Raw genomic sequence first — 22366 nt, forward strand, 5'->3', positions numbered from 1 at the left:
GAGGCAAACCGCCGGGGTGTCCCAGATTATTGGCTTATGCGCATTTTCAGACCCTGCCCTCACGCCGCCGCCACCGACCCGGCCCGGAGCGTCTGATGACCAAGCCCCCGACCGCCGAGCGCCCCACCAGCCAGCCGACCCCCCCACCCTCACCGCAGAACGCCGGCGCGAAAGGCCGCCCCGGCAAGGCCAAGGCCGGACGCGGCCGGTCCGGGACCGCCAAGGCCCCGCCGAAGGAGACGCCCCCGGGAACCGCGCCGCAGGAGGAGGCCGCACGGCTGCTCGGCCGGTTGACGGCCCGTGAGGCCGAGGCCTTCGCCCACCTCGCGGCCGGCCGGGACCTCGCCGAGACCGCTACCGCACTCGGAGTCACCCCGACCACCGCCCGCAGCTACCAGCACCGGGCCCTGCGCAAGCTCGGCACCCGCACCCAGGCCGAGATCGTCGCCTTCGCCGCCCTGCTGGGCCCCGTAGGGCCCGAAAGGTCGACGTCGGCATCGACGTCGGCATCGGCATCGGCAGCAGAGACGCCGACGGCCGTGTCGAAGGCTGTCCCGGCGGCCGGCCCCGACCCGGCGCCGGACCCGGCCGGCGGCGCCGCCCCGGGAGGTGTCCGCACCGGCGACCCGGCTGCCGACGGTCGCCCGGCCCCCGACACACCCGCACCGGCGACCCGGGCCGACCGGACGTCAGCCGGTACGGCCGCCCCGGGGGCCGGGAGTGACGCACCCGACGGCCGGGCCGTCCCGGGGGCCGGGTCGGCCCCGGCCCCCGGGAAGCAGTCGGCCGGCACCGGCACCGGCAAAGCCTGCAAGGACGACAAAGACGGCAAGGACGACGAGCCGACGGCCGCCGGGCCGGCCCCCGCGCGCCCCGGCGCCCCTGCACCGGGTGCCGCACCGGGCAAGCGGCCCGATCGGCCCGCCGCCGACCCGTCGGCGGCCCCCGGCGCCCGGCCCGCCGCCCCCGCGCAGGCCGGGGAGGGTGGGACCACCACCCCTGGCCGCCGCCCCGCCGAACGCCCGGCGGCGGGCATCCCCACCGCGTCCGCCGACGAGGCCGGCCCGCCGCCGGCCGCCGACGGGCGCCGTCCGGCAGCGGCGAGCACCGGCTCCGGCGCGGACGCTCCCACCGTCACCGGTCCGCACACCGACCCGACCGTCGACCAGGGTGCCGGCGCGGACACCGGCGCGGGCTCCTTCGAGGAGCTGTACGAGAGGACGCACACCCGGCTCGTGCAGCAGACGTTCCTGCTCACCACCTGCAAGCACCGGGCCGTGCACTGCGTCGGGCGCGCGTTCGGAGAGGCGCGGCGGCGGTGGACGGAGGTGGTCGCGGCGGGCGCGCCGGAGCGGTGGGTGCGGACGCGGGCGTTCGAGCTGGCCCTCTCGCCGTGGCACCGGGGCGGGCCCCGGCGGGCGCACGCCTGGCGACTGCCGCACCGGCGGATCAAGGTGCGCCCGGCCGACGAGTCCCAGGCGGTGCTCCCGGACCACGACCGCCTCACCGACCGCGACCGCGCGCTGCTGAAGGCGCTCCGGCGACTCTCCCGCCCGCAGCGCCGGGCACTGGTGCTGCACGACGGCCTGGGCCTGCCGGCCGACGCGGTGGCGGTCGAGGTGGAGTCGACGGTGGCGGCGGCCGAGGGCCGGGTCTGGGCGGCCCGGACGTCGCTGGCGCACTGGGTGCCGGACCTGGTCGGGACGGACCCGGCGGCGGACGGGTTCGCCGACCGGCTGAGCGGGCTGCTGCACCGGGCGGCGGTGCGCGGGGCCCCGGAGCCGCACCGCCCGCCGGTGCCGCTGCTGCGGGCCCGGCACGGGCTGGTGAACGCGGGCCGGACGGGGGCGGCGGCGCTGCTCACGGTGGCGGTGGGCGGCGCGGTGGCGGCGACGCTCGCGGGCGGCGGGCCCGGGGAGCTGTTCCGGCCGGCCGATGCGCCGCCGCCGGTGCTCTGCGCGCCGGTCCCGACGCTCGCGACGGAGCCCGAGGCGCTGCTCCCGCTGCTCCCGGACGGGGCGCCCTCCGGGATCCGCAGCCTCTGGTGCTCGCCGACCCCGGGCCTGGAGCCGGTGGTGATGGATCCGCCGCCGCCCCGGCCCGACGATCCGTACCGGCCGCCGACGGCGGGGCGGGCGGCCGAGGCGCTGCCGCCGCCGGGCACGGTGGCCGTCGGTCCCCACCCGTGCCACGACTGGGCACTGCACCCGTGCGCGGCCGGTCGCTGAACCCCGGCCGCCGGGGCCGGGCGACGGCCCCGGAAATGGCGAGCGCCCCCGCCCGGATCACCGGACGGGGGCGCTCGACATGAGCAGGAGCGTCAGCCCTTGAACAGCTCACGCGCCAGGCGGGCGGTCTCGGACGGCGTCTTGCCGACCTTGACACCGGCGGCCTCAAGGGCCTCCTTCTTCGCCTGGGCGGTGCCCGAGGAGCCGGAGACGATGGCGCCGGCGTGGCCCATGGTCTTGCCCTCGGGGGCGGTGAAGCCCGCGACGTAGCCGACGACCGGCTTGGTGACGTGCTCGGCGATGTAGGCCGCGGCACGCTCCTCGGCGTCGCCGCCGATCTCACCGATCATGACGATGAGCTCGGTCTCCGGGTCCTCCTGGAACGCCTTGAGGGCGTCGATGTGGGTGGTGCCGATGACCGGGTCACCGCCGATGCCCACGGCCGAGGAGAAGCCGATGTCGCGCAGCTCGTACATGAGCTGGTAGGTCAGGGTGCCGGACTTCGAGACCAGGCCGATCTTGCCGGCCTTGGTGATGTCGGCCGGGATGATGCCGGCGTTCGACTGTCCGGGGCTGATCAGACCGGGGCAGTTCGGGCCGATGATCCGGGTCACGTTGCCCTTCGAGCCGGCGTGCGCCCAGAAGGCGGCGGTGTCGTGCACCGGGACGCCCTCGGTGATGACGACGGCCAGGCCGATCTCGGCGTCGATGGCCTCGACGACGGCGTCCTTGGTGAACTTCGGCGGCACGAAGATGACGGTGACGTCGGCACCGGTCTTCTCGATGGCCTCGGCGACGGTGCCGAAGACGGGCACGTCGGTGCCGTCGACGTCGACCGTGGTGCCGGCCTTGCGCGGGTTGACACCGCCGACGATCTGGGTGCCGGAGGCGAGCATGCGGCGGGTGTGCTTCATGCCCTCGGAGCCGGTCATGCCCTGAACGATGACCTTGCTGTCCTTGGTAAGGAAGATAGCCATGGTGTGAAAGTCCCCTTCCTTACTTGTTGGCCAGCTCGGCGGCGCGGTCGGCCGCACCGTCCATGGTGTCCACGCGCTGGACCAGCGGGTGGTTGGCGTCGTCGAGGATCTTGCGACCCAGCTCCGCGTTGTTGCCGTCGAGGCGGACGACGAGCGGCTTGGTGACGGCCTCGCCCTTCGACGCGAGCAGCTCCAGGGCCTGCACGATGCCGTTGGCGACGGCGTCGCACGCGGTGATGCCACCGAAGACGTTGACGAAGACCGACTTGACGTCGGGGTCGCCCAGGATGATCTCCAGGCCGTTCGCCATCACCTCGGCGGAGGCACCGCCACCGATGTCGAGGAAGTTGGCGGGCTTGACGCCGCCGTGGTTCTCGCCCGCGTAGGCGACCACGTCGAGGGTGCTCATGACGAGACCCGCGCCGTTGCCGATGATGCCGACCTCGCCGTCGAGCTTGACGTAGTTGAGGCCCTTGGCCTTGGCGGCGGCCTCCAGCGGGTTGGCCGCGGCCTTGTCCTCGAGCGCCTCGTGCTCCGGCTGGCGGAACTCGGCGTTCTCGTCCAGGGAGACCTTGCCGTCGAGCGCGATGATCTTGCCGTCACCGGACTTGATCAGCGGGTTGACCTCGACGAGGAGGGCGTCCTCCTTGATGAAGACGACCCAGAGCTTCTGCAGGACATCGGCGACCTGGTCGGCGATCTCGGCCGGGAACTTCGCGGCGGCGACGATCTCGGCGGCCTTCTCCGGGGTCACACCCTCGTTGGCGTCGACCGGGATCTTCGCGAGCGCCTCCGGGTTCTGCTCCGCGACGACCTCGATCTCCACACCGCCCTCGACGCTGGCCATGGCCAGGAAGGTGCGGTTGGTGCGGTCGAGCAGGAAGGAGACGTAGTACTCCTCCTTGATGTCCGCGGTCTGGGCCAGCATCACCTTGTGAACGGTGTGGCCCTTGATGTCCATGCCGAGGATCGCCCCGGCCTTGGCGACGGCGTCCGCCGGGTCGGCGGCGAGCTTGACGCCACCGGCCTTGCCTCGGCCACCCACCTTCACCTGAGCCTTGACGACGGCGCGGCCGCCGAAGCGCTCCGCGATGGCGGCAGCGTCTGCGGCGGTCTCGATGACATCACCGTCAAGCACGGGCACGCCGTGCTTGGCGAAGATGTCCCTCGCCTGGTACTCGAACAGGTCCACGTGTTTGTCCTTGTTCGTGGTCGCGGATTGTGTCTCTACGAGCGTGCCACGGCAGGATCTTCGCTGCGGGTCGTCGGGGCGGTGCGGGTACGCAGAGGTACGGCCTTGCGGCCCACACAGCCACGGGCGCACACGTCAATCAACACGCGCGTCACGTCCGTCTGGCAGGTTATCGCCGTACGACGGGCGTGTTTCGCCCGGGACCGGCCCGTCTTTGGTGAGAACCATCACAGAAAGCCTACGGGCGCACGCCGGGCGCTCTGACCGGCGGGTCAGCCGAGCCGTGCCACTCCTTCCCTCGTCCGGGTGAACCCGGCTCCGCAGCGTTAACGCCCCCCCTGGTCCGGCCCCCGATCACGTCCCTCGTTCACGCGCCTCGTTCACGCCCCCTGGTCCGGGACCGGGACCGGGCGCTTCTCGATCGCCGCGGCCATGATCTCCGGGAAGACGTCGGGCGTGCAGGCGAAGGCCGGGGCTCCCAGTGCGGCCAGGGCGGCGGCGTGCGCGTGGTCGTAGGCGGGCGCGCCCTCGTCGGACAGCGACAGCAGCGCGATGAACTGGACCCCCGCCGCCTTCATCGCGGCGACCCGCTTGAGCATCTCGTCCCGGATGCCGCCCTCGTAGAGGTCGCTGATCAGCACCACGATCGTCTCCGACGGCCGGGTGATCCTGGACTGGCAGTAGGCGAGCGCGCGGTTGATGTCGGTGCCGCCGCCCAGCTGGGTGGCGAACAGCACGTCGACCGGATCGGCCAGCTGCTCGGTGAGGTCGACCACCGAGGTGTCGAAGACGACCAAGCGGGTGTCGAGGCTCTTCATCGAGGCGAGCACCGCGCCGAAGACCGCCGAGTGCACCACCGAAGGCGCCATGGAGCCGGACTGGTCGATGCAGAGGATGACGTCCTTCCTCACCGCGCGCTGCGCCCGGGCGTGGCCGACCAGCCGCTCGGGGACGACGGTGCCGTACTCGGGGAGGTAGTTCTTCAGGTTGGCCCGGACGGTGCGGTCCCAGTCGATGTCGCGGTGACGCGGCCGGTTGACCCTGGCGCTGCGGTCCAGCGCGCCCCCGAGGGTGGCCCGGGTGCGGTCGGCGAGCCGGCGCTCCAGCCGGACGACGACCTTGCCGACCACCGCGCGGGCGGTCTCGCGGGTGGTCTCGGGCAGCGCGTGCTTGAGCGAGAGCAGGGTGCCGACCAGGTGGACGTCCGGCTCGACGGCCTCCAGCATCTCCGGCTCCAGCAGCAGCTGCTCCAGCCCGAGCCGGGTGATGGCGTCCTGCTGCATCAGCTGGACGACGGTGGCCGGGAAGTACTCCCGGATGTCGCCCAGCCAGCGGGCCACCTGCGGGGCCGAGCCGCCCAGGCCCGCGGCCCGCCGGCCGGTCCGGCCGACGGCGCGGCCCTCCTCCGGGGTGCCCCGGTAGAGCGCGGCGAGCGCGCCGTCGATCGCGGCGTCCCGGCCGCGCAGGGTCCGGCCGGTGCCGTCCGCCTCGCCGCCGAGGACCAGTCGCCAGCGGCGGAGCCGCTCGTCGGCGTCGAGGGGGGTGGCACCGGGGGTGGTGCCTGCGGTGGTGGCTGCCATCGGGTGCTCCTTCGCGGTCGAACGCGGATCAGGTGTCGCGGGCCCCGGCCTGCCGGGGGATCCTCGGCCGGTGGCCGGGGCGGTCCGGGGCCGGAGCCAGGCCGAGCAGCAGGGCGACCGCGGGCAGGGCCGCCTGCGCCCTGGCCGGGTCCAGCTCGACCGTGCCGTCGGCCGGTCCGGCCGGTTCGGCGTCGAGCGGTCCGGCCGCCACCCGGCTGCCCACGGTGGTGCGGACGCCCGTCTCCAGGGTGGCGAAGGTCCGGCGGAGCAGGGGCAGCACGTCGGTGAAGGTGTCCACCGACACGCCGGCCAGCCAGGCGTCGAGCAGGCCCAGCAGGCGCGGGTCGTGGAGCAGCAGGGCGCCGCCGCCGGTGAGGAAGCCCTCGATCCAACCGGCCGCGTCCGCCGGGCTGCCGGCGGCGGAGAGGACCAGGCCGAGCCGCCGGCCGGCCTCCTCCGGGTCGAGCCGGCCGTCGTCCAGCAGCAGCCGGACGGCCCGCCCCCGGAGCAGGCCGGGGACACCGGTGGCCGGTCCGCCCGCCGGCTCGCGCCGGGCGAGCGCGCGCAGCGTGTCGGCCCACCGGTCGGCGAGGCCGCCGGCCTCGTCCAGCAGGCCGATCGCGCCGTGCACCTCGTCGAGGTGGCCGCGCATCAGTGCCGCGCCCGCCGCGTCCAGGCCGGTGGAGGCGGGCGGCAGACCGATGCAGATCCGGTCGGCGAGCCCGCCGGCCACCTCGTCGAGCGCGCCGTGGTCGGTGCCCCGGACGTCTCCGTAGCGCAGCGCGCGGACCAGGGCGGGCAGCGCGCGGGCGAGGTGGACGACGTCGGTGTCGAGGGCTGCGCAGTCGGCGAGCACCCGCATCACCTCGGGAAGCGCGTCGGCCAGCCCGGCCACCAGGCAGGACTCGACCAGGGAGGTGAGTTCGGCGAGTTCGACGGCGGCGCGGGCGGTGCCGACCGCCTTGCCGGCGGCGGCCCGTTCGACGGTGGTGCCCCACTGGGCGGCCTCGGCGATCCGGACGGCGAACTCGGGCTGCCAGCAGAGTCGCCAGCTCTCCCGGAACGTCCCGGTGGAGGCCACCGCGGACCGCGCCGGTACGCCCCAGTCGACGCCGAGCAGGCGGAGCCGGTGCAGGAGCCGGGAGCGGGCCGCGTCGTTCTCCTTGCGCAGGTCGAGGTCCAGCTCGCGCGGCTCGGCCTCGGGCTTGAGCCGCAACGTGCGCTGCCAGCGGGTGAGGTCGCGCTGGAGCGGGACGGCCGGCGCGCCGTCGGGCACCTCGCCGAGCGCGTCGCCGATCACCAGCCGGTCCCGGACCAGGGCCAGGGCGACGTCCGAGCCGTCGCACATCACCGACCGGACGGCGTCCAGCGCCTCGGTGAGCCCGGCGAGCGGGCGGCCGCGCATGACGGCGAGCGCGCGGGCCAGCCGGACGGCCTCGATGACGTGGGCGGAGGAGACCGGGTGGTCCTCGGCGCGGAGCAGACCGGCGGCCCGGGTGAGCCACTCGGGCAGCGGGTCGCCCTCGGCCCGGAAGAGGTGGTGGTACCAGCCCGGGGAGACGATCCCGGCGCCGTAGCCGCTGAGCTGGGAGAGCCGGCGGTGCGTCCAGGGCACCCAGGTGATCTCGGTCCGGACCTTCCTCGGCAGTCCGGCGAGCACCGCCCGGTCGTGCGCCACGGTGGGCATGACGGCCAGTGCGGGGACGTGGAAGGCCCCGCAGACCACGGCGATCCGCCGGTGGCCGGCCCGGCGGGCGGCACGGATCTGCTGGCGCATGTGCGCCTCGCGCTGTTCGTCGTGCCGGGTGACGCCGCCGCCGTCCTCGCGCAGCGCCGTCATCGCCTCGGCGACGGCCTCGAAGGGCGCGAGGGCGTCGGCGCCGGGCAGCCGGTGCTCGACGACGTCCTCCCACCAGCGCTCCGGGTCGTCGTGGCCGGCCGCCTCGGCCAGCCTGGCGATCGGGTCGCGCCGGAGGCCGGGGTCCGCCTCCGCGACACCCCCGTCCGCGCCCCCGTCCGCGCCGCCCTCGGGGGGCTCCGAGGGCTCGGAGCCGGCGAAGCCGTAGGCGGCCGGCAGGTCGATGAAGCGCACCGGGACGCCGAGTTCGGCCGCGTACCGGATCGCCACCCACTCCGGCGAGAACGCGGCGTACGGCCAGAACGCCGCCCGGGCCGGGTCGTCCGCCGCGTGGGCCAGCAGGGCGACCGGCGGCACCATCTCCTTGTCGGCGGCCAGTCCGAGGATCGGATCGGCCTCCGGCGGGCCCTCGACCAGCACCGCGTCCGGCCGCAGCAGTTCCAGCGCAGCGGCCACCGCGCGGGCCGAGCCCGGCCCGTGGTGCCGTACGCCGAGCAGCGTCACCTCTGCGCTCATCGCGCCCTCCCTCCCGATGTCGGTTCCGGTCGTGCTGGTCAGCGGGCGTTCTCGCGGGCGGCGCGGTAGAAGTCCTTCCAGCCGTCCCGCTCGCGGACCACGCCCTCGACGTACTCGCGCCAGACCACCTGGTCGGCGACGGGGTCGCGGACCACGGCACCGATCACGCCGGCGGCGACGTCGCCGGCCCGGAGCACGCCGTCGCCGAAGTGGGCGGCGAGTGCCAGGCCGTTGGTGACCACCGAGATCGCCTCGGCCGTGGAGAGGGTGCCGCTGGGCGTCTTCACCTTGGTCCGGCCGTCGGCGGTGATCCCGGCCCGCAGCTCCCGGAACACGGTCACCACGCGCCTGATCTCCTCGGCGCCGCCCGGCAGTTCGGGCAGTTGCAGGGAGCGGCCGAGCTGCTCGACCCGGCGGGTGACGATGTCGACCTCCTCCTCCAGCGACCCCGGCAGCGGCAGCACCACGGTGTTGAAGCGGCGGCGCAGGGCGCTCGACAGCTCGTTCACGCCCCGGTCCCGGTCGTTGGCGGTGGCGATCAGGTTGAAGCCCCGGACGGCCTGCGTCTCCGAGCCCAGCTCCGGGATCGGCAGCGTCTTCTCCGACAGGATGGTGATCAGACTGTCCTGGACGTCCGCCGGAATGCGGGTCAGTTCCTCGACCCGGGCGATCTTCCCGTCCGCCATCGCCCGCATCAGCGGCGAGGGCACGAGCGCCTCCCGGCTGGGCCCGTTGGTGAGCAGCTGCGCGTAGTTCCAGCCGTACCGGACGGCCTCCTCCGGGGTACCGGCGGTGCCCTGGACCAGCAGGGTGGAGTCACCGCTGATCGCCGCGGCGAGGTGCTCGGACACCCAGGTCTTGGCGGTGCCGGGCACACCGAGCAGCAGCAGCGCCCGGTCGGTCGCCAGCGTCGTGACGGCGACCTCGACCACCCGGCGCGGGCCGATGTACTTGGGCGTGATCACGGTGCCGTCCGGGAGTTCGCCGCCCAACAGGTAGGTGGCGACCGCCCACGGCGACAGGCTCCAGCGCTCCGGACGCGGACGGTCGTCCTGCCCGGCCAGCGCGGCCAGCTCGGCGGCGAAGGCGTCCTCGGCGTGCTGCCGCAGGACGTCGGTCGTGACGTCGGTCATCGGGACTCCTTCGGGTCGGCCGCCGGGCACACGGGTGGCGGGGCGGCGAGTCGTCGGGGGGAGCCAGGTCGGCGTCCCGGCCTGCGGGAACCACCCTGCACCGGACCACTGACAATCCTGACCGGACCTCAGTTCGGGCCGCCCGACTGTCAGTCCCCCCGCCTACCGTCGTCGGCATGGAGGATCGCTGGAGCACCGAACACGTCCTGTCCCTGGCGCCCGACGCCACCTCGAAGAAGGCCGCGGGCAAGCTCTCGGCGCCCGCACCCTGGTCGGCCACGGGCACCGACGGTGACGCGGTCTGGGGCGAGTGCCGGGGCAGCGGCAGCACGCCGTACCGGACGGTCGTCGAACTCGCCACGCCCGCCTACCGGTGCAGCTGCCCGAGCCGGAAGTTCCCGTGCAAGCACGCGCTCGGTCTCCTCCTGCTCTGGAGCTCCGCCCCCGACGCCGTGCCCGCCGCCGCCGAACCCGCCGACTGGGCCGCCGAGTGGCTGAAGGACCGCCAGGACCGCGCCGAGCGGCCCGCCGTGAAGGCGGAGACCCCCGCCGACCCGGCCGCCGCCCGCCGACGCGCCGAGAAGCGCTCCGCCCGCGTCGCGGCGGGCGCCGCCGAACTGCGGCTGCGGCTGGCCGACCGGGTCCGGCACGGCCTCGCCGACCAGTCCGCCGCCGGCCCCTGGGAGGAGGTCGCCGCGCGCATGGTGGACGCCCAGGCACCCGGTCTGGCCACCCGTGTCCGCGAGCTCGACTCCGCCCCGCCCCACGGCCTCCTGGAGGAATACGCCATGCTCCACCTGCTCGCCACCGCCGCCACCCGGGTCGACGAACTGCCCGCGCCGCTCGCCGCCACCGTCCGCGCCAGGCTCGGCTACACCACCGACGCCGCCGACCTGCTGGCCGGCCCCACCGTCCGCGACCGCTGGCTGGTCCTCGGCAGCCGGACGTCCCCGATGGAGGGGGGCTCCGACGACCGGCTCACCACCCGGCGGCTCTGGCTGCGCGGCGCCAAGACCGGCCGGCCCGCCCTGCTGCTCGCCTTCGGCCGCCCCGGTCAGGCCCCCGACCTCGCCCTGCCCACCGGCCGGCTGGTCGAGGCCGAGCTGGCCTTCCACCCCGGCGCCCGCCCGCTGCGGGCCGCCCTCGGCACCCGGTACGGCGCCCCCGAGGCCGCCCCCGACGGCCCGCCGACCGGTCTGACCGTCGCCGAGGCCGTCGCCGGCTACGGCACCGCCGTCGCCGACGACCCCTGGCTGGACGCCTGGCCGACCACCCTCACCGACGTCGTCCCCGTCCTCTCCCCCGAGGGCTGGCACCTCACCGACGGACGGCACACCCTCCCGGTGCACCGCGCCGCCACCCCGGAGGCCGCCCTCTGGCGTCTCGCCGCCGTCTCCACCGGCCGCCCGCTCACCGTCTTCGGCGAGTACGGCCACCGCGGCTTCGCCCCCGTCACCGCCTGGGGCCCGGACGGCCGCCCGATCGGCCTCACCACCGCCTGATGTCGACCGACCGCCTCACCGGAGGAGCCCCCGTGCCCGACCCCTGGGAGTCCCTGCACACCGCCGCCCTGCTCGGCACCGACCGCCGCCCGCTCCCCGCGCCGGACCAGTCCGCCCCGTACGCCCACGAGGTCGACCGCACCGACCCGGCCGCCGCGCTGCTCGAACTCGCCGCGCTGGAGACGGTCCGCCGCCGCGCCGGTGCGCTCCCCACCCCCGCCGCCGGGCCGCCCGCGGCACCCGCCCCCGAGGACGGCCGCCCCGAACTGCCGGCCCCGGCCGCCCGCCGCCTCGCCCTGCTGCTCTCCAGCCGCGGCACCGGCGGCGGCGTCCTCGCCAACCTCGGCGAGCTGCTCCCGCAGTGGCTGGCCACCGCCCGCGCCCGCGGCTTCCGCCCGCCCGCCGCCACCGTCCCCGCCCTGCTGGACGCCGCCCGGGCCCGCAGCGAGCTGCGCCCCGACGCGGTCGCGCTGGCCGGCCCGCTCGGCCGCTGGCTCGCCGGCCTCAACCCGGACTGGCGGTTCGTCCTGCGCACCGCCGCCGGAGCGCCGGAGAGCCCCGGCCCGGCCACCGGGGACGACCACCTCTGGCACGAGGGACTGTTCGCCGAGCGCGTCACCCATCTGACCCTGCTCCGCCGCCGGGAGCCGGCCGCCGGCCTCGCCCTGCTGCGGAGCACCTGGCCCACCGAGCGCGCCGAGGACCGGCTGCTGTTCCTGGACGCCCTCCAGGAGGGCCTCTCGCCCGCCGACGAACCCTTCCTGGAGGCGGCGCTCGGCGACCGCAGCAAGAACGTCCGGGCCACCGCCGCCGAGCTGCTCTCCACGCTCCCCGGCTCCGCGCTCGCCGCCCGGATGGCCGAGCGCGCCCGCGCCGCCGTCCACCTCTCCGAGCACGGCACCCACCTGCTGGTCACCCCGCCCGCCGAGTGCGACGCGGCCATGCAGCGCGACGGCATACCGCCCCAGTCGCCCACCGGGCGCGGCGAACGGGCCTGGTGGTTCGGCGAGGTGATCGCCGCCGCGCCGCTCGCCGTCTGGCCGGGGCACACCGGCCTGGCGCCCGCCCGGCTGCTCACCCTGCGGGTCGGCGACTCCATCGACGAGACCAGCAGCACCTGGGCCGACGACCTGCGCGAAGCCTGGGCCCGGGCCGCCGTCCGCCAGCAGGACGCCGACTGGGCGCGCGCGCTGCTCGGCCCCGCGCCCTCCCCCTTGCCCGGTCCCGGCCGGACCGCACGGAGCGCCCGCACCACCGGCGCCCCCGCCAAGCTGCTCGCCGTGCTCCCGCCCGCCGAACGGGCCGCCTGGACGGCCGCCTTCATCGAGGCGCACGGCCTGGGCGAGGCCTTCCAGCTGCTCGGTGCCTGCGCGACCCCGTGGACGCCGCCGCTCTCCACCGCCGTGGTGACCGCACTGGCCCGGGCCGCCGCGTCCGGCGCCTACCCGTGGAGCCACAGCGGGGTGCTCGGCATGACCGAGCGCGCGCTCTCCCCCCGGACCGCCGACGCCGTCGAGGCACTGGCCACCGAGGCCGCGCCCGGCACCGCCTGGGGCGAGACCTTCGCCCGGTTGGCCGGCACCCTGCGCTTCCGCGAGGCGATGCTCGCCGAGCTGGCCGTGCCCGTGGACGCCGCCTGACGGGCGGGAGCCGGCTAGCCGGCGGCCCGGAGGTTGGCCGTGACCCAGGCGACGACGTCAGTGGTCGGCGTGCCCGGGGTGAAGATGTCGGCGACGCCCATCGCCTTGAGCTCGACGATGTCCTCGTCCGGGATGATCCCGCCGCAGAAGACCTTGATGTCCTCCGCGTCGCGCTCCTTCAGCAGCTCCAGCACCCGCGCGCAGAGCGTCATGTGCGCCCCGGAGAGGATCGAGAGCCCGATGCCGTCCGCGTCCTCCTGGATCGCGGTGTCGACCACCTGCTCCGGCGTCTGGTGCAGCCCGGTGTAGATGACCTCCATGCCGGCGTCGCGCAGGGCGCGCGCGATGACCTTGGCGCCGCGGTCGTGGCCGTCCAGCCCCGGCTTGGCGACCACCACGCGGATCGGTCCTGACACACCCATCACTGCCTCCTGGACCTCGTCGTCCACCACCCCACCGGACCTTGTGGGCACGGGCGAGGTTAACGCGCAATAACCAATCTGAGGGGAGGTTAGCGTCACGCGCCCCGGTTGGCCCGACCGCCCCTCAAGAGGAGGGGAAAATCACAGGCTGCCGGGGCCCGACCGCTTCCGGTCCCACTCTCCGATGTACCCCACAACCGCACACCCGCAGCCTCTTGACATCCGGACTTTTGTCCGGATGTCGGACTTCCGGCTACAGTCTCGGCTGTTTTCCCCTCGCCCGACGACGCGCCCGAGGCCCACCGAGGAGACAGCCCGCGATGGTTCCCGAAGCAGCCGCCCGCCCCACCCGTGCGGAACTGCGCGTGGCAGCCCGCGAGCAGTCGCGCGCCCAGCGCCGCGACGCCGCCAAGGCCGCCACCCGGACCGCACTGCTCCGGGTCGCGCTGCCCTCGGTGGCCGCGCTCGGTGTGGCCGCGGCTGCCGCGATCTCCGTCCAGGGCGAGGCCGACCAGCAGCGTGCCCAGGCAGCCGGCCGGCTGTCGGAGGAGGCCGCCGCCGCCTCGGGCCCGGCCTCGCAGGAGTCGGCCGCACAGGCCGCGCAGGCCGCACAGCAGGCCCTCGCCGCCGGGGACGCCGCCCAGGCCTCCCGCGGCGACGCCCGGCAGCCGCTCTCCGGCGCCCAGGGCACCCCCGACACCGCCGCGCAGGCGGTCGCCGCCGAGGCCCCGAAGCCGCCGGAGCGTCCCAAGGTCTCCCTTCCGGTGACCCAGGCCGGCCTCGGCGAGGTGTTCGGCGCGGCCGGCACCCACTGGGCCAAGCGCCACACCGGCATCGACTTCCCGGTGGACGGCGGCAGCCAGGTCCTGGCCGTCACCGACGGCACCATCCGCACGCTGTGGAACCCGTCGTACGGCTACATGTCGATACTCAAGATGGCCGACGGCACCGAGGCCTGGTACTGCCACCTCCGCTCGTACAAGATCCGCAAGGGCACCGTGAAGGCGGGCGACGTCATCGCCTTCGTCGGCAACAGCGGCAACAGCACCGGCCCGCACCTGCACTTCGAGATCCGCCCGGCCGGCGGCGGCGCGCCCGTCGACCCGCTGCCCTGGTTCCTCGCCCAGGGCGTCGATCCGCGCTGAGCCCGGCACCGGCCGGGCCGGCCCGCGCCCGGCCCGCGCCGACCACCGGTCGGCGCGGGCCGTACGAGCCCCGAGCGGGCCCCGGACGGGCCGACCTAGAGCTTCTCCACCGGCGCGTACCGCAGCAGCAGCTGCTTGCGCCCCTCCGTACCGAAGTCCACGGTCGCCTGCGCCTTGTCGCCGACCCCCGTGGTGGCCACCACCGTGCCCAGCCCGAACGTGTCGTGGGTGACCCGGTCGCCGACCGCCAGCCCCACCACCTCACGCTCGACCGCCCCGCCGGTGCGCCGCGCCGACTGCCCCCAGCCCGCCTTCGGCGAGGCCGTCGCCGACCCGCGCGACGATCCGCCGCGCGAGGAGCCGCCCGACGCGGAGCCGCCCCAGGACGACCCCGAGGAGTACCCGCGCGAGGCCGGCGCCGACGCCGCCCCCCGGCGCTTCCACTCCACCAGGGGCTCCGGGATCTCCTCCAGGAACCGCGACGCCGGGTTGTACGCGGGCTGCCCCCAGGCGCTGCGCAGCACCGACCTGGTCAGGTAGAGCCGCTGCCGCGCCCTGGTCAGCCCGACGTACGCGAGGCGCCGCTCCTCCTCCAGCTCCTTGACCTGGTTGAGCGCCCGCATGTGCGGGAAGATGCCGTCCTCCATGCCGGTCAGGAAGACCACCGGGAACTCCAGGCCCTTGGCGGTGTGCAGGGTCATCATCGTGATGACGCCCCGCCCCTCGTCGTCCTCGTCCGGGATCTGGTCGGAGTCGGCGACCAGCGCGACCCGCTCCAGGAAGTCGGGCAGCGAGCCGACCGGCGGCGTACCGTCCTCCCCGGCGTCCGGCCGCTCGCCCGGGTCCTGCTCGTACTCCAGGGCGACGGACGCCAGCTCCTGGAGGTTCTCCACCCGGGTCTCGTCCTGCGGGTCGGTCGAGGACTGCAGCTCGGCCAGGTAGCCGGTCTCCTCCAGCACCGCCTCCAGGACGGCCGCCGGGCCGGCGCCGGACTCGACGACCTGCCGGAGTCCGGCCAGCAGGGCGTTGAACTTCTTCACCGCGTTCGCCGAGCGGGCCGCCAGCCCGTAGGCCTCGTCGACCCGGAGCAGCGCCTGGGCGAACGAGATCCGCTCGCGCGCGGCCAGCGCGTCGATCATCGCCTCGGCGCGGTCGCCGATCCCGCGCTTGGGCACGTTGAGGATCCGGCGCAGCGGCACGGTGTCCTCGGGGTTGGACAGCACCCGCAGGTAGGCCAGGACGTCCTTGACCTCCTTGCGCTCGTAGAAGCGCACCCCGCCGACCACCTTGTACGGCAGGCCGACGCGGATGAACACCTCCTCGAAGACGCGGGACTGCGCGTTGGTCCGGTAGAAGATCGCGACGTCGCCGGGCTTGGCGTCGCCGGCGTCGGTGAGCCGGTCGATCTCGTCGGCGATGAACTGGGCCTCGCCGTGCTCGTCGTCCGCGACGTAGCCGACGACCTTCTCGCCGTGCTCGCCGGCCGTCCAGAGCTTCTTCTCGCGCCGGCTGGTGTTCCGCTCGATGACGGCGTTGGCGGCGCTCAGGATGGTCTGGGTGGAGCGGTAGTTCTGCTCCAGCAGGATCGTGGTGGCGTTCGGGTAGTCCTCCTCGAACTGGAGGATGTTGCGGATCGTCGCGCCGCGGAAGGCGTAGATCGACTGGTCCGCGTCACCGACCACGCACAGCTCGGCGGGCTCCACCTCGGCGAGCCGTCCGGCCGCCGGGTTCACGAAGTCCCCGTCGACGGTGCGCTTCGGCGCGGACGCGGCGGCGCCCCCGCTCAGCTCGCGGACCAGCATGTACTGGGCGTGGTTGGTGTCCTGGTACTCGTCGACCAGGATGTGCCGGAACCGCCGCCGGTAGTGCTCCGCGACGTCGGGGAAGGCCTGGAGCAGGTTCACCGTCGTCATGATGATGTCGTCGAAGTCGAGGGCGTTGGCCTCGCGCAGCCGCCGCTGGTAGAGGAAGTACGCCTCGGCGAGCTTCTTCTCCGTCGGGTTGGCGGCCTGGTCCGCGTAGGTCTCCTCGTCGATCAGCTCGTTCTTGAGGTTGCTGATCTTCGAGGTGAAGGACTTCGGCGGGAACTGCTTCGGGTCCAGGTCGAGGTCCCGGCAGACCAGGGCCATCAGCCGCTGGGAGTCCGCCGAGTCGTAGATCGAGAACGACGAGGTGAAGCCGAGCAGCTTGGACTCCCGGCGCAGGATCCGCACGCAGGCGCTGTGGAAGGTGGAGACCCACATCGCCCGGGCCCGCGGGCCGACCAGCTGCTCGACGCGCTCGCGCATCTCGCCAGCCGCCTTGTTGGTGAAGGTGATCGCCAGGATCTCGCCCGGCTGCACCCCGCGCGCGCCCAGCAGGTGGGCGATCCGGTGGGTGAGCACCCGGGTCTTGCCGGAGCCGGCGCCGGCCACGATCAGCAGCGGCGAACCGGCGTGCACGACCGCCTCGCGCTGCGGGTCGTTCATCCCGTCCAGCAGCTTCACCGGGTCGATCACCGGCCGGGCGGCGCCGTTGCGGTACCAGGCGTCGCGATCGGCCTCGGCGTCGCTCCCCGGCTCGCTGAAGGCCGCGGTCCGGAACAGTCCGTCCGGGATCGCCTCCTCGTAGGCGTCGTACGGGGCGTCGTCCTCGTACGCCGGCGGCTCCTCGGCGGTGGGCGGCGCGGGCTGCTTCGACCCGGCGGCGGGGGCCTCGAAACCGGGGAGCGGAAGGTCGTCAAAGAGGCTATTCATGGCACTCCGAGTCTATGGCCACCCACCGACAGACCCGCCCGGTCGCTGCGGACCGGGCGGGCTGCGGGCGGGCGGTCAGACCAGTCGACGCGCCGTGGCCCACCGGGTCAGCTCGTGCCGGTTGCTCAGCTGGAGCTTGCGCAGCACCGCCGAGACGTGGCTCTCCACCGTCTTCACCGAGATGAACAGCTGCTTGGCGATCTCCTTGTACGCGTATCCGCGCGCGATCAGCCGCAGCACCTCCCGCTCGCGCTGGGTCAGCCGGTCCAGGTCCTCGTCCACCGGCGGGGTGTCGGTCGCGGCGAAGGCGTCCAGCACGAACCCGGCCAGCCGCGGCGAGAAGACCGCGTCGCCGTCGGCGATCCGGAAGATCGCGTTGACCAGGTCGGTCCCGGTGATGGTCTTGGTCACGTAGCCGCGCGCACCGCCGCGGATCACGCCGATCACGTCCTCGGCCGCGTCCGAGACCGAGAGCGCCAGGAACTTCACGCCCCCCTGCTCGCCCATCAGCCCGGCCGAGCGGCGCAGCACCTCGACCCCGCCGCCGCCGGGCAGGTGGACGTCGAGCAGCACCACGTCGGGCCGCGTCTCGGCGACCACCCGGACCGCCGACTCCACGTCGTCCGCCTCGCCGACCACGTCGATGCCGGTCGTCTCGGTGCGCCCGATCTCCGCCCGGACCCCCGTCCGGAACATCCGGTGGTCGTCGACCAGCACGACCCTCGCGGTCCTCCCCGGTTCCCCGGCGGGGGGAATCCCCGCCGACGCTGCCTCAGTCATCCGACCTCTCCATCTCCAGCTCGACCTCGGTGCCGCCGTCCGGCGCGGGCCGCACCCGTGCGGTGCCGCCGTTGCGCTTCATCCGGCCGAGGATCGACTCGCGTACGCCCATCCGGTCCTCCGGCACCGTATCGGGATCGAAGCCGGGACCGTGGTCGCGGACGAACACCATCACCGTCCTCCCCTCGACCTCGGCGTAGACCTGGACCGGTCCCCCGCCACCGTACTTGGCCGCGTTGACGGTCGCCTCCCTCGCGGCCTGCATCTGTGCCGCGATCCGGTCGTCCATCGGGCAGTCGCCGACGATCACCAGCTCGACGGGGACGCCGTGGCGGTCCTCGACCTCGGCGACCACCGCGCGCAGGGACTCCGCCATGGTGTCCGGCGCCGCCTCGGCCGCCGCCTCCGGCCGGTAGAGCCAGAGCCGCAGTTCGCGTTCCTGGGCCCGCGCGAGCCGCAGCACCTCCTTGGGGTCCTCGGCCCGACGCTGGATCAGGGTCAGGGTGTGCAGCACCGAGTCGTGCACGTGCGCGGCGATCTCGGCCCGCTCCTGGGCGCGGATGCGGGCGGTCCGCTCGGCCCCGAGGTCCTGCCACATCCTCAGCGCGTACGGGCCGACCAGTACCAGCACGCCGGCCAGCACCGCGAGCGAGGCCTCGACCACCGAACCGATCGTCGAGCCGCTGCCCTGGGTGGCCAGGAAGGCGATGGTGCCCGCCACCACCAGCAGCACGCCGGCGCCGACCCGGGTGTAGGCGCCGCGCCGCCGGTCCCCCTCCTCCAGCCCGAACCAGCGCTGCCAGCGCGAGTCGTCGGCCTGCCGCCAGACCAGCGCCACACCGACGCCGATCGCCAGCAGCGGCCAGGTGTAGGGCTTGGCGGTCTGCACGTTGAGCGCGTTGAGCAGGGCGATCACGCCGATCACCAGCATCACCAGCGCGGCGAGCTGGCCCAGCCCGCCCTGCCGCTGCGAGCCGGTCGCCGCACCGTCCTCCGCCGCCGAGGCCGGAGAGGCCGCAGAGGCTGTGGGGGCCGCGGGGGCCGCGGGGGCCGCGCCGCCCGCCACCCCGGTGGGCTCGCCCTGCAGGGCGTGCTGCAGCACCTCGCGCAGCCGGCCGATCCATCCTCCGCGCCGGCCGCCCTTGCTCAGCTCCGTCCCGGCCGTGCCGTCCCCCGCCCAGGAAGCGGCCGGCACGAACACGCCGTTCACGTACACCCAGTGCGTCCCGCCGCGCTGCGCCGGTTCGCCGATGCCGATCGGCACCACGAACCAGAACGCCGCGTACAGCAGCCCGCCGACCCCCTGCGCGAAGAAGAGCAGCACGAAGGCGACCCGCACCCAGCTGACGGGCAGTCCGAGGTGCACCGCCAGCCCGTGCGCGACCCCGCCGAGCATCCGCCCCTGCGGGCTGCGGTACAGCCGGCGGTACGGCGGCCGCCCGTCGCCGGGCACGGCCGGGTCGACGCCCCCCGGCGGCGGGGCGTCGGGGGTGAGGGGACGGGGATCGGAACCGGGTGCTGCCACGGCACCGATCGTTCCACGCGGGTCCGCCCGGACGCATCAGGGTGGACCCCTGACCCTTCTCAGGGACAAGTCAGGGTCCGGACAGGGCTCGCACCGGTTGGGCGCGGCTCCGGCACCCACCAGGATGGTGGCTATGACCGAAGACCCCCGTACCGAGGAGATCGAGGAGGCCGGGCCGAGCGCCCCGCCGGCCCCGGACCGTCCGCCGCTGAACCGGACCGAGCACCACCGCGTGGTGGCCGGCGTCTGCGGCGGTCTGGGCCGGCACCTGGACATCGACCCGGTGGTCTTCCGCGTCGTCACGGTCGTGCTCTGCCTCTCCGGCGGCCTCGGTCTCTTCCTGTACGGGCTCGCCTGGCTGATCGTCCCGACCGAGCCGGTCGCGGACGGCAAGGGCGGCAGCCGCTCCGGCCGCACCGAGCTCCAGCGGGTGCTCACGGGCCGGGTGGACGGCCAGTCGGTCGGCGCGGTGCTGCTGACCGTGATCGGTACCGGCGTCTTCTTCTCCTCGATGGGCGACGGCGACCAGCTCTTCCCGCTGCTGCTGCTCGCCGGGCTGGTCTTCCTGGCCGTCCGCTACGACCCGGAGCGCCGCCGCGGCGGCCGGATCCGCGGCCGCCGCCGGCACGGCCTCGGCGGTCACGGGGGTCACGGCCACGGAGGTCCCGACGGCCACGGGTCGCACGGCGGACCGTACGACCGGTACTTCCCCGAGTCCGAGCCGGCCACCGGCGCGGACCACCGCCGGCCGCACGAGGCCGAGGACCAGGAGGCGCGCGAGCGGCACGCCCGGGACCGGGCCGCCGGGACCGTCCCGGCGGACACCCCTCCCACCGGTCCGACCGGCTACCTGTGGGACCCGCGCCACCCCGAGCGCAACCCGTACGGCGGAGCCGCCCCCGCCCCGCCGTACGGCGGGGCGACCCCGCCGCCCGGGACGCCCGCCCAGCCGTGGTGGCAGCGGACCGACCTCCCGCAGGGCGACCCGCTGCGCAAGGAGGGCGGCCCGGCCGTGCCGCCCCCGCCGGTGACGGTGCACCGGCGGGAACGGTCCCCGCTCGGACTGATCGGCCTGCTGCTGGCGGTGGGTGCGGCCAGCGCCGTCTGGTCGGCCTCCGCCGACGGCGGAGCCGCCCTGCTGACCGGCACCGTGCTGGCCACCGCGCTGCTGGTGATCGGGCTGACCCTGCTGGTCGGCGCCAAGTTCGGCCGGGCCCGCAGGCTGGTGGTGCCGGGCCTGCTGCTCACCGTGGCGCTCACCGCCGTCGGCCACTCGTCGGTCTCGGTGCAGAACCTGCTCGGCGACCGCACCTGGGCGGTCGCCTCGGCGGACGAACTGGAGCAGAAGTACACCCTGGGGCTCGGCTCGCTGCGGCTGGACCTGAGCGCCCTCGACCCGGCCGGCGGCACCCTGAGCACCACCGTGGAGCTCGGCGCCGGTGACCTGACCGTGGTGGTGCCGCCGAACGTCACGGTGACCATGCGGACCGAGGTGGGACTGGTCGACGTCAAGGTGCCGGGCGCCGAGACCAGCAGCGAACGCGGTTCCCGCAGCTACCTGCTGCACCCGGCGAACGGCCAGGCATCCAAGGGCACGCTCGACCTCACGCTGATGGTCGGGCTCGGCGACATCAAGGTGGTCCAGTCGTGAGGAAGCACCAGCTCGACCTGTTCTCCCTGATCGCAGGAGGGCTGTTCACCGTGATCGCGGTGCTCTACCTGGTGGCGGCGGTCAACGACGTCTCGGTCAACGGCCGCATCGTCATCCCGGTGACCTTCATCGTGCTGGGACTCGGCGGCCTGGCCGGGGCGGTGGCGGCGGCGGTCCGCCGCTCCCGGCCGGACACCGAGGGGAAGTAGGCCACCCGGGCCCGACCCCGGGCCCCGGGGGCCCCGGGGGCCCCGGGGAGGGGGCTCAGCTCTCCAGCGGTCCGAGGTGGAGCTTCTCGCCCTCCTTGGTCACCCGGTACTTCGGCAGCGGCTTGGTGGCCGGGCCGTTGAGCACCGCACCGGTCGCCGCGTCGAACCGGGAGCCGTGGCAGGGGCAGTACAGCTGCCCGTTCTTCGGGGCGTCGACCGCGCAGCCGGAGTGCGTGCAGACCGAGGAGAGGGCGCAGTACTGGCCCGCCTTGGGCTGGACCACGAAGAGCGCGTCGCCGCTGGACGGGTCCTTGACCTGGGCCGAGCCGCCGACCGGGACGCTCGCGGCGTCCACCGTGACGGGCGGTGCGGCGGACGCGGGCGCGGCGGACTGCTTCGGCTTCCCCGCCGACCCGTCCCGCCCGAAGGTGGCGGTCAGCGAGCCGGTGAGCAGCCCGGCGCCGCCCATGGCGACGGCCGCGATCCCGCCGTCCACCAGGGCCCGCCGCCGGACGTGGTCCTCGGACAGGCCGCGGGAGCGGTCCCGGGCGGCCCGCCGGGCGAGGTAGCCGTCCACCGAGAGGTACGGGGTGCCGGCCAGCACCAGCGGGGTCCAGGCCATCAGGTAGACGAGGTCGTTGCCGAGGTAGTACGGCGAGACGTTCCAGCTGACGGTGAGCCAGAGGGTCAGGCTGAGCGCGGCGCCGCCGGCCGCGGCGAGGCGGCCCCAGAGGCCGACCAGGGTGCCCAGGCCGACCGCCAGCTCACCGAACGCGACCAGCAGGCCGAACAGGGTGGGGTGGTCCAGGGCCGGGCCGAGCAGGAAGGAGATCGGGCTGGAGCCCTCGGCGAGCACCGTCTGCGAGACGAAGGAGGCCGGGTCGCCGGAACCGGCCAGGTAGTGGGTGTCGGAGAGCTTGTCGAGCGCCGCGTAGACGAAGGTGACGCCGAGGAAGATCCGCAGCGGCAGCAGCGCCAGCCGCGAGCCGGCCGCCTTCCACCCGGCCGTCCGGCCGGTTCCGCCGCCCAGGCGGGTACCGCCGGTGCCGCCGCTTCCCGGGCCGGTGCCTCCCGGGCCGCTGCCGGTGCCGTCCGGAGTCGAACCGGCCGTTCCCGCGCCGGCCGCCGCCTGACCGGCCGCCGCGGAGCTGCTGGCCTCCGTCATTCCCCACACCTTCCCTCGCCGGCCCGCCACCGCCTGACAGGTCCGGACGCATTCTGCCCGGTCGTGAGCGCTTTCGGTGGGAGGTCCCACCCGGTGGGCACCCGGTCC

Annotated in this window: 16 protein-coding genes; 6 read left to right on the forward strand and 10 right to left on the reverse strand. The window is 75.0% G+C overall.

What is annotated here, in order from left to right; all coding sequences use genetic code 11:
- Positions 1 to 95 precede the first annotated feature (95 nt).
- Complete coding sequence (locus ACFWIC_RS07065; protein WP_380516537.1) at positions 96 to 2228, forward strand: sigma factor-like helix-turn-helix DNA-binding protein; 2133 nt, start codon at positions 96 to 98, stop codon at positions 2226 to 2228.
- Positions 2229 to 2320: 92 nt separating this feature from the next.
- Here the strand turns inward: ACFWIC_RS07065 and sucD are convergent, their stop codons facing one another.
- The 5 genes from sucD to ACFWIC_RS07090 all read right to left on the reverse strand — a co-directional run bounded on the left by sucD (position 2321) and on the right by ACFWIC_RS07090 (position 9484).
- The gene (gene sucD, locus ACFWIC_RS07070; RefSeq protein ID WP_329885331.1) at positions 2321 to 3205 is read right to left on the reverse strand and encodes a succinate--CoA ligase subunit alpha; all 885 of its coding nucleotides are present in this window, start codon (positions 3203 to 3205) and stop codon (positions 2321 to 2323) included.
- A 19-nt stretch (positions 3206 to 3224) separates the two neighbouring features.
- The gene (gene sucC, locus ACFWIC_RS07075; protein WP_329885332.1) at positions 3225 to 4397 is read right to left on the reverse strand and encodes an ADP-forming succinate--CoA ligase subunit beta; all 1173 of its coding nucleotides are present in this window, start codon (positions 4395 to 4397) and stop codon (positions 3225 to 3227) included.
- Between the two features lie 380 nt (positions 4398 to 4777).
- On the reverse strand, positions 4778 to 5977 hold the full coding sequence (locus ACFWIC_RS07080) for a VWA domain-containing protein (RefSeq protein WP_380516541.1): 1200 nt from the start codon (positions 5975 to 5977) through the stop codon (positions 4778 to 4780).
- 28 nt (positions 5978 to 6005) lie between these two features.
- The gene (locus ACFWIC_RS07085; RefSeq protein ID WP_380361354.1) at positions 6006 to 8351 is read right to left on the reverse strand and encodes a DUF5682 family protein; all 2346 of its coding nucleotides are present in this window, start codon (positions 8349 to 8351) and stop codon (positions 6006 to 6008) included.
- A gap of 38 nt (positions 8352 to 8389) precedes the next feature.
- A complete protein-coding gene (locus ACFWIC_RS07090) occupies positions 8390 to 9484 on the reverse strand; it encodes an AAA family ATPase (RefSeq protein ID WP_329885335.1) in 1095 nt (364 codons plus the stop codon).
- Positions 9485 to 9660: 176 nt separating this feature from the next.
- Between ACFWIC_RS07090 and ACFWIC_RS07095 the strand changes: the two genes are divergently transcribed.
- Positions 9661 to 10986 carry an SWIM zinc finger family protein gene (locus tag ACFWIC_RS07095; RefSeq protein WP_355404719.1) on the forward strand — a complete coding sequence of 442 codons (1326 nt, stop codon included), beginning with the start codon at positions 9661 to 9663 and terminating at the stop codon, positions 10984 to 10986.
- Positions 10986 to 12626 (forward strand): DUF5691 domain-containing protein, encoded by a 1641-nt coding sequence (locus tag ACFWIC_RS07100; RefSeq protein WP_380516546.1) that lies wholly within the window; start codon positions 10986 to 10988, stop codon positions 12624 to 12626. Before ACFWIC_RS07095 ends, ACFWIC_RS07100 begins: the two co-directional genes overlap by 1 nt.
- 14 nt (positions 12627 to 12640) lie before the next feature.
- Here ACFWIC_RS07100 and ACFWIC_RS07105 read toward each other — a convergent pair whose 3' ends face one another.
- Entirely contained in the window at positions 12641 to 13048 is a 408-nt protein-coding gene (locus ACFWIC_RS07105) for a cobalamin B12-binding domain-containing protein (RefSeq protein ID WP_329885338.1), read from the reverse strand.
- Positions 13049 to 13368: 320 nt separating this feature from the next.
- On the opposite strand from ACFWIC_RS07105, the gene ACFWIC_RS07110 reads away from it, so the two are divergent.
- On the forward strand, positions 13369 to 14193 hold the full coding sequence (locus ACFWIC_RS07110) for a M23 family metallopeptidase (protein ID WP_380516549.1): 825 nt from the start codon (positions 13369 to 13371) through the stop codon (positions 14191 to 14193).
- A gap of 95 nt (positions 14194 to 14288) precedes the next feature.
- Here the strand turns inward: ACFWIC_RS07110 and pcrA are convergent, their stop codons facing one another.
- The 3 genes from pcrA to ACFWIC_RS07125 form a co-directional block, all read right to left on the reverse strand.
- Complete coding sequence (pcrA, locus tag ACFWIC_RS07115; protein ID WP_329950417.1) at positions 14289 to 16928, reverse strand: DNA helicase PcrA; 2640 nt, start codon at positions 16926 to 16928, stop codon at positions 14289 to 14291.
- A gap of 75 nt (positions 16929 to 17003) precedes the next feature.
- Positions 17004 to 17708 carry a response regulator transcription factor gene (locus ACFWIC_RS07120; RefSeq protein WP_329885341.1) on the reverse strand — a complete coding sequence of 235 codons (705 nt, stop codon included), beginning with the start codon at positions 17706 to 17708 and terminating at the stop codon, positions 17004 to 17006.
- Complete coding sequence (locus ACFWIC_RS07125; RefSeq protein ID WP_380516574.1) at positions 17701 to 19104, reverse strand: PspC domain-containing protein; 1404 nt, start codon at positions 19102 to 19104, stop codon at positions 17701 to 17703. Before ACFWIC_RS07125 ends, ACFWIC_RS07120 begins: the two co-directional genes overlap by 8 nt.
- A 262-nt stretch (positions 19105 to 19366) precedes the next feature.
- Between ACFWIC_RS07125 and ACFWIC_RS07130 the strand changes: the two genes are divergently transcribed.
- Both ACFWIC_RS07130 and ACFWIC_RS07135 read left to right on the forward strand, forming a co-directional pair.
- Complete coding sequence (locus ACFWIC_RS07130) at positions 19367 to 20884, forward strand: PspC domain-containing protein (protein ID WP_329950416.1); 1518 nt, start codon at positions 19367 to 19369, stop codon at positions 20882 to 20884.
- Positions 20881 to 21093: a hypothetical protein gene (locus ACFWIC_RS07135; protein ID WP_329885343.1), complete on the forward strand. Its 213-nt coding sequence runs from the start codon at positions 20881 to 20883 to the stop codon at positions 21091 to 21093. Before ACFWIC_RS07130 ends, ACFWIC_RS07135 begins: the two co-directional genes overlap by 4 nt.
- A 55-nt stretch (positions 21094 to 21148) precedes the next feature.
- Here ACFWIC_RS07135 and ACFWIC_RS07140 read toward each other — a convergent pair whose 3' ends face one another.
- Entirely contained in the window at positions 21149 to 22258 is a 1110-nt protein-coding gene (locus tag ACFWIC_RS07140; RefSeq protein WP_380516554.1) for a Rieske 2Fe-2S domain-containing protein, read from the reverse strand.
- Positions 22259 to 22366: the final 108 nt, after the last annotated feature.

It is taken from the genome of Kitasatospora sp. NPDC127035, assembly GCF_042726075.1.
Classification (GTDB): Bacteria; Actinomycetota; Actinomycetes; order Streptomycetales; family Streptomycetaceae; genus Kitasatospora.

Excerpts from the sequence above, each read along its gene's own strand:
- ACFWIC_RS07140 (WP_380516554.1), bottom strand. The coding sequence starts at position 22,258 with ATGACGGAGGCCAGCAGCTCCGCGGCGGCCGGTCAGGCGGCGGCCGGC.
- ACFWIC_RS07065 (WP_380516537.1), top strand. The coding sequence starts at position 96 with ATGACCAAGCCCCCGACCGCCGAGCGCCCCACCAGCCAGCCGACCCCC.
- ACFWIC_RS07095 (WP_355404719.1), top strand. The coding sequence starts at position 9,661 with ATGGAGGATCGCTGGAGCACCGAACACGTCCTGTCCCTGGCGCCCGAC.
- ACFWIC_RS07130 (WP_329950416.1), top strand. The coding sequence starts at position 19,367 with ATGACCGAAGACCCCCGTACCGAGGAGATCGAGGAGGCCGGGCCGAGC.
- ACFWIC_RS07105 (WP_329885338.1), bottom strand. The coding sequence starts at position 13,048 with ATGGGTGTGTCAGGACCGATCCGCGTGGTGGTCGCCAAGCCGGGGCTG.
- ACFWIC_RS07110 (WP_380516549.1), top strand. The coding sequence starts at position 13,369 with ATGGTTCCCGAAGCAGCCGCCCGCCCCACCCGTGCGGAACTGCGCGTG.
- pcrA (WP_329950417.1), bottom strand. The coding sequence starts at position 16,928 with ATGAATAGCCTCTTTGACGACCTTCCGCTCCCCGGTTTCGAGGCCCCC.
- ACFWIC_RS07085 (WP_380361354.1), bottom strand. The coding sequence starts at position 8,351 with ATGAGCGCAGAGGTGACGCTGCTCGGCGTACGGCACCACGGGCCGGGC.
- sucD (WP_329885331.1), bottom strand. The coding sequence starts at position 3,205 with ATGGCTATCTTCCTTACCAAGGACAGCAAGGTCATCGTTCAGGGCATG.
- ACFWIC_RS07100 (WP_380516546.1), top strand. The coding sequence starts at position 10,986 with ATGTCGACCGACCGCCTCACCGGAGGAGCCCCCGTGCCCGACCCCTGG.
- ACFWIC_RS07125 (WP_380516574.1), bottom strand. The coding sequence starts at position 19,104 with ATGCTCGGCGGGGTCGCGCACGGGCTGGCGGTGCACCTCGGACTGCCC.
- ACFWIC_RS07090 (WP_329885335.1), bottom strand. The coding sequence starts at position 9,484 with ATGACCGACGTCACGACCGACGTCCTGCGGCAGCACGCCGAGGACGCC.
- ACFWIC_RS07120 (WP_329885341.1), bottom strand. The coding sequence starts at position 17,708 with ATGACTGAGGCAGCGTCGGCGGGGATTCCCCCCGCCGGGGAACCGGGG.
- ACFWIC_RS07080 (WP_380516541.1), bottom strand. The coding sequence starts at position 5,977 with ATGGCAGCCACCACCGCAGGCACCACCCCCGGTGCCACCCCCCTCGAC.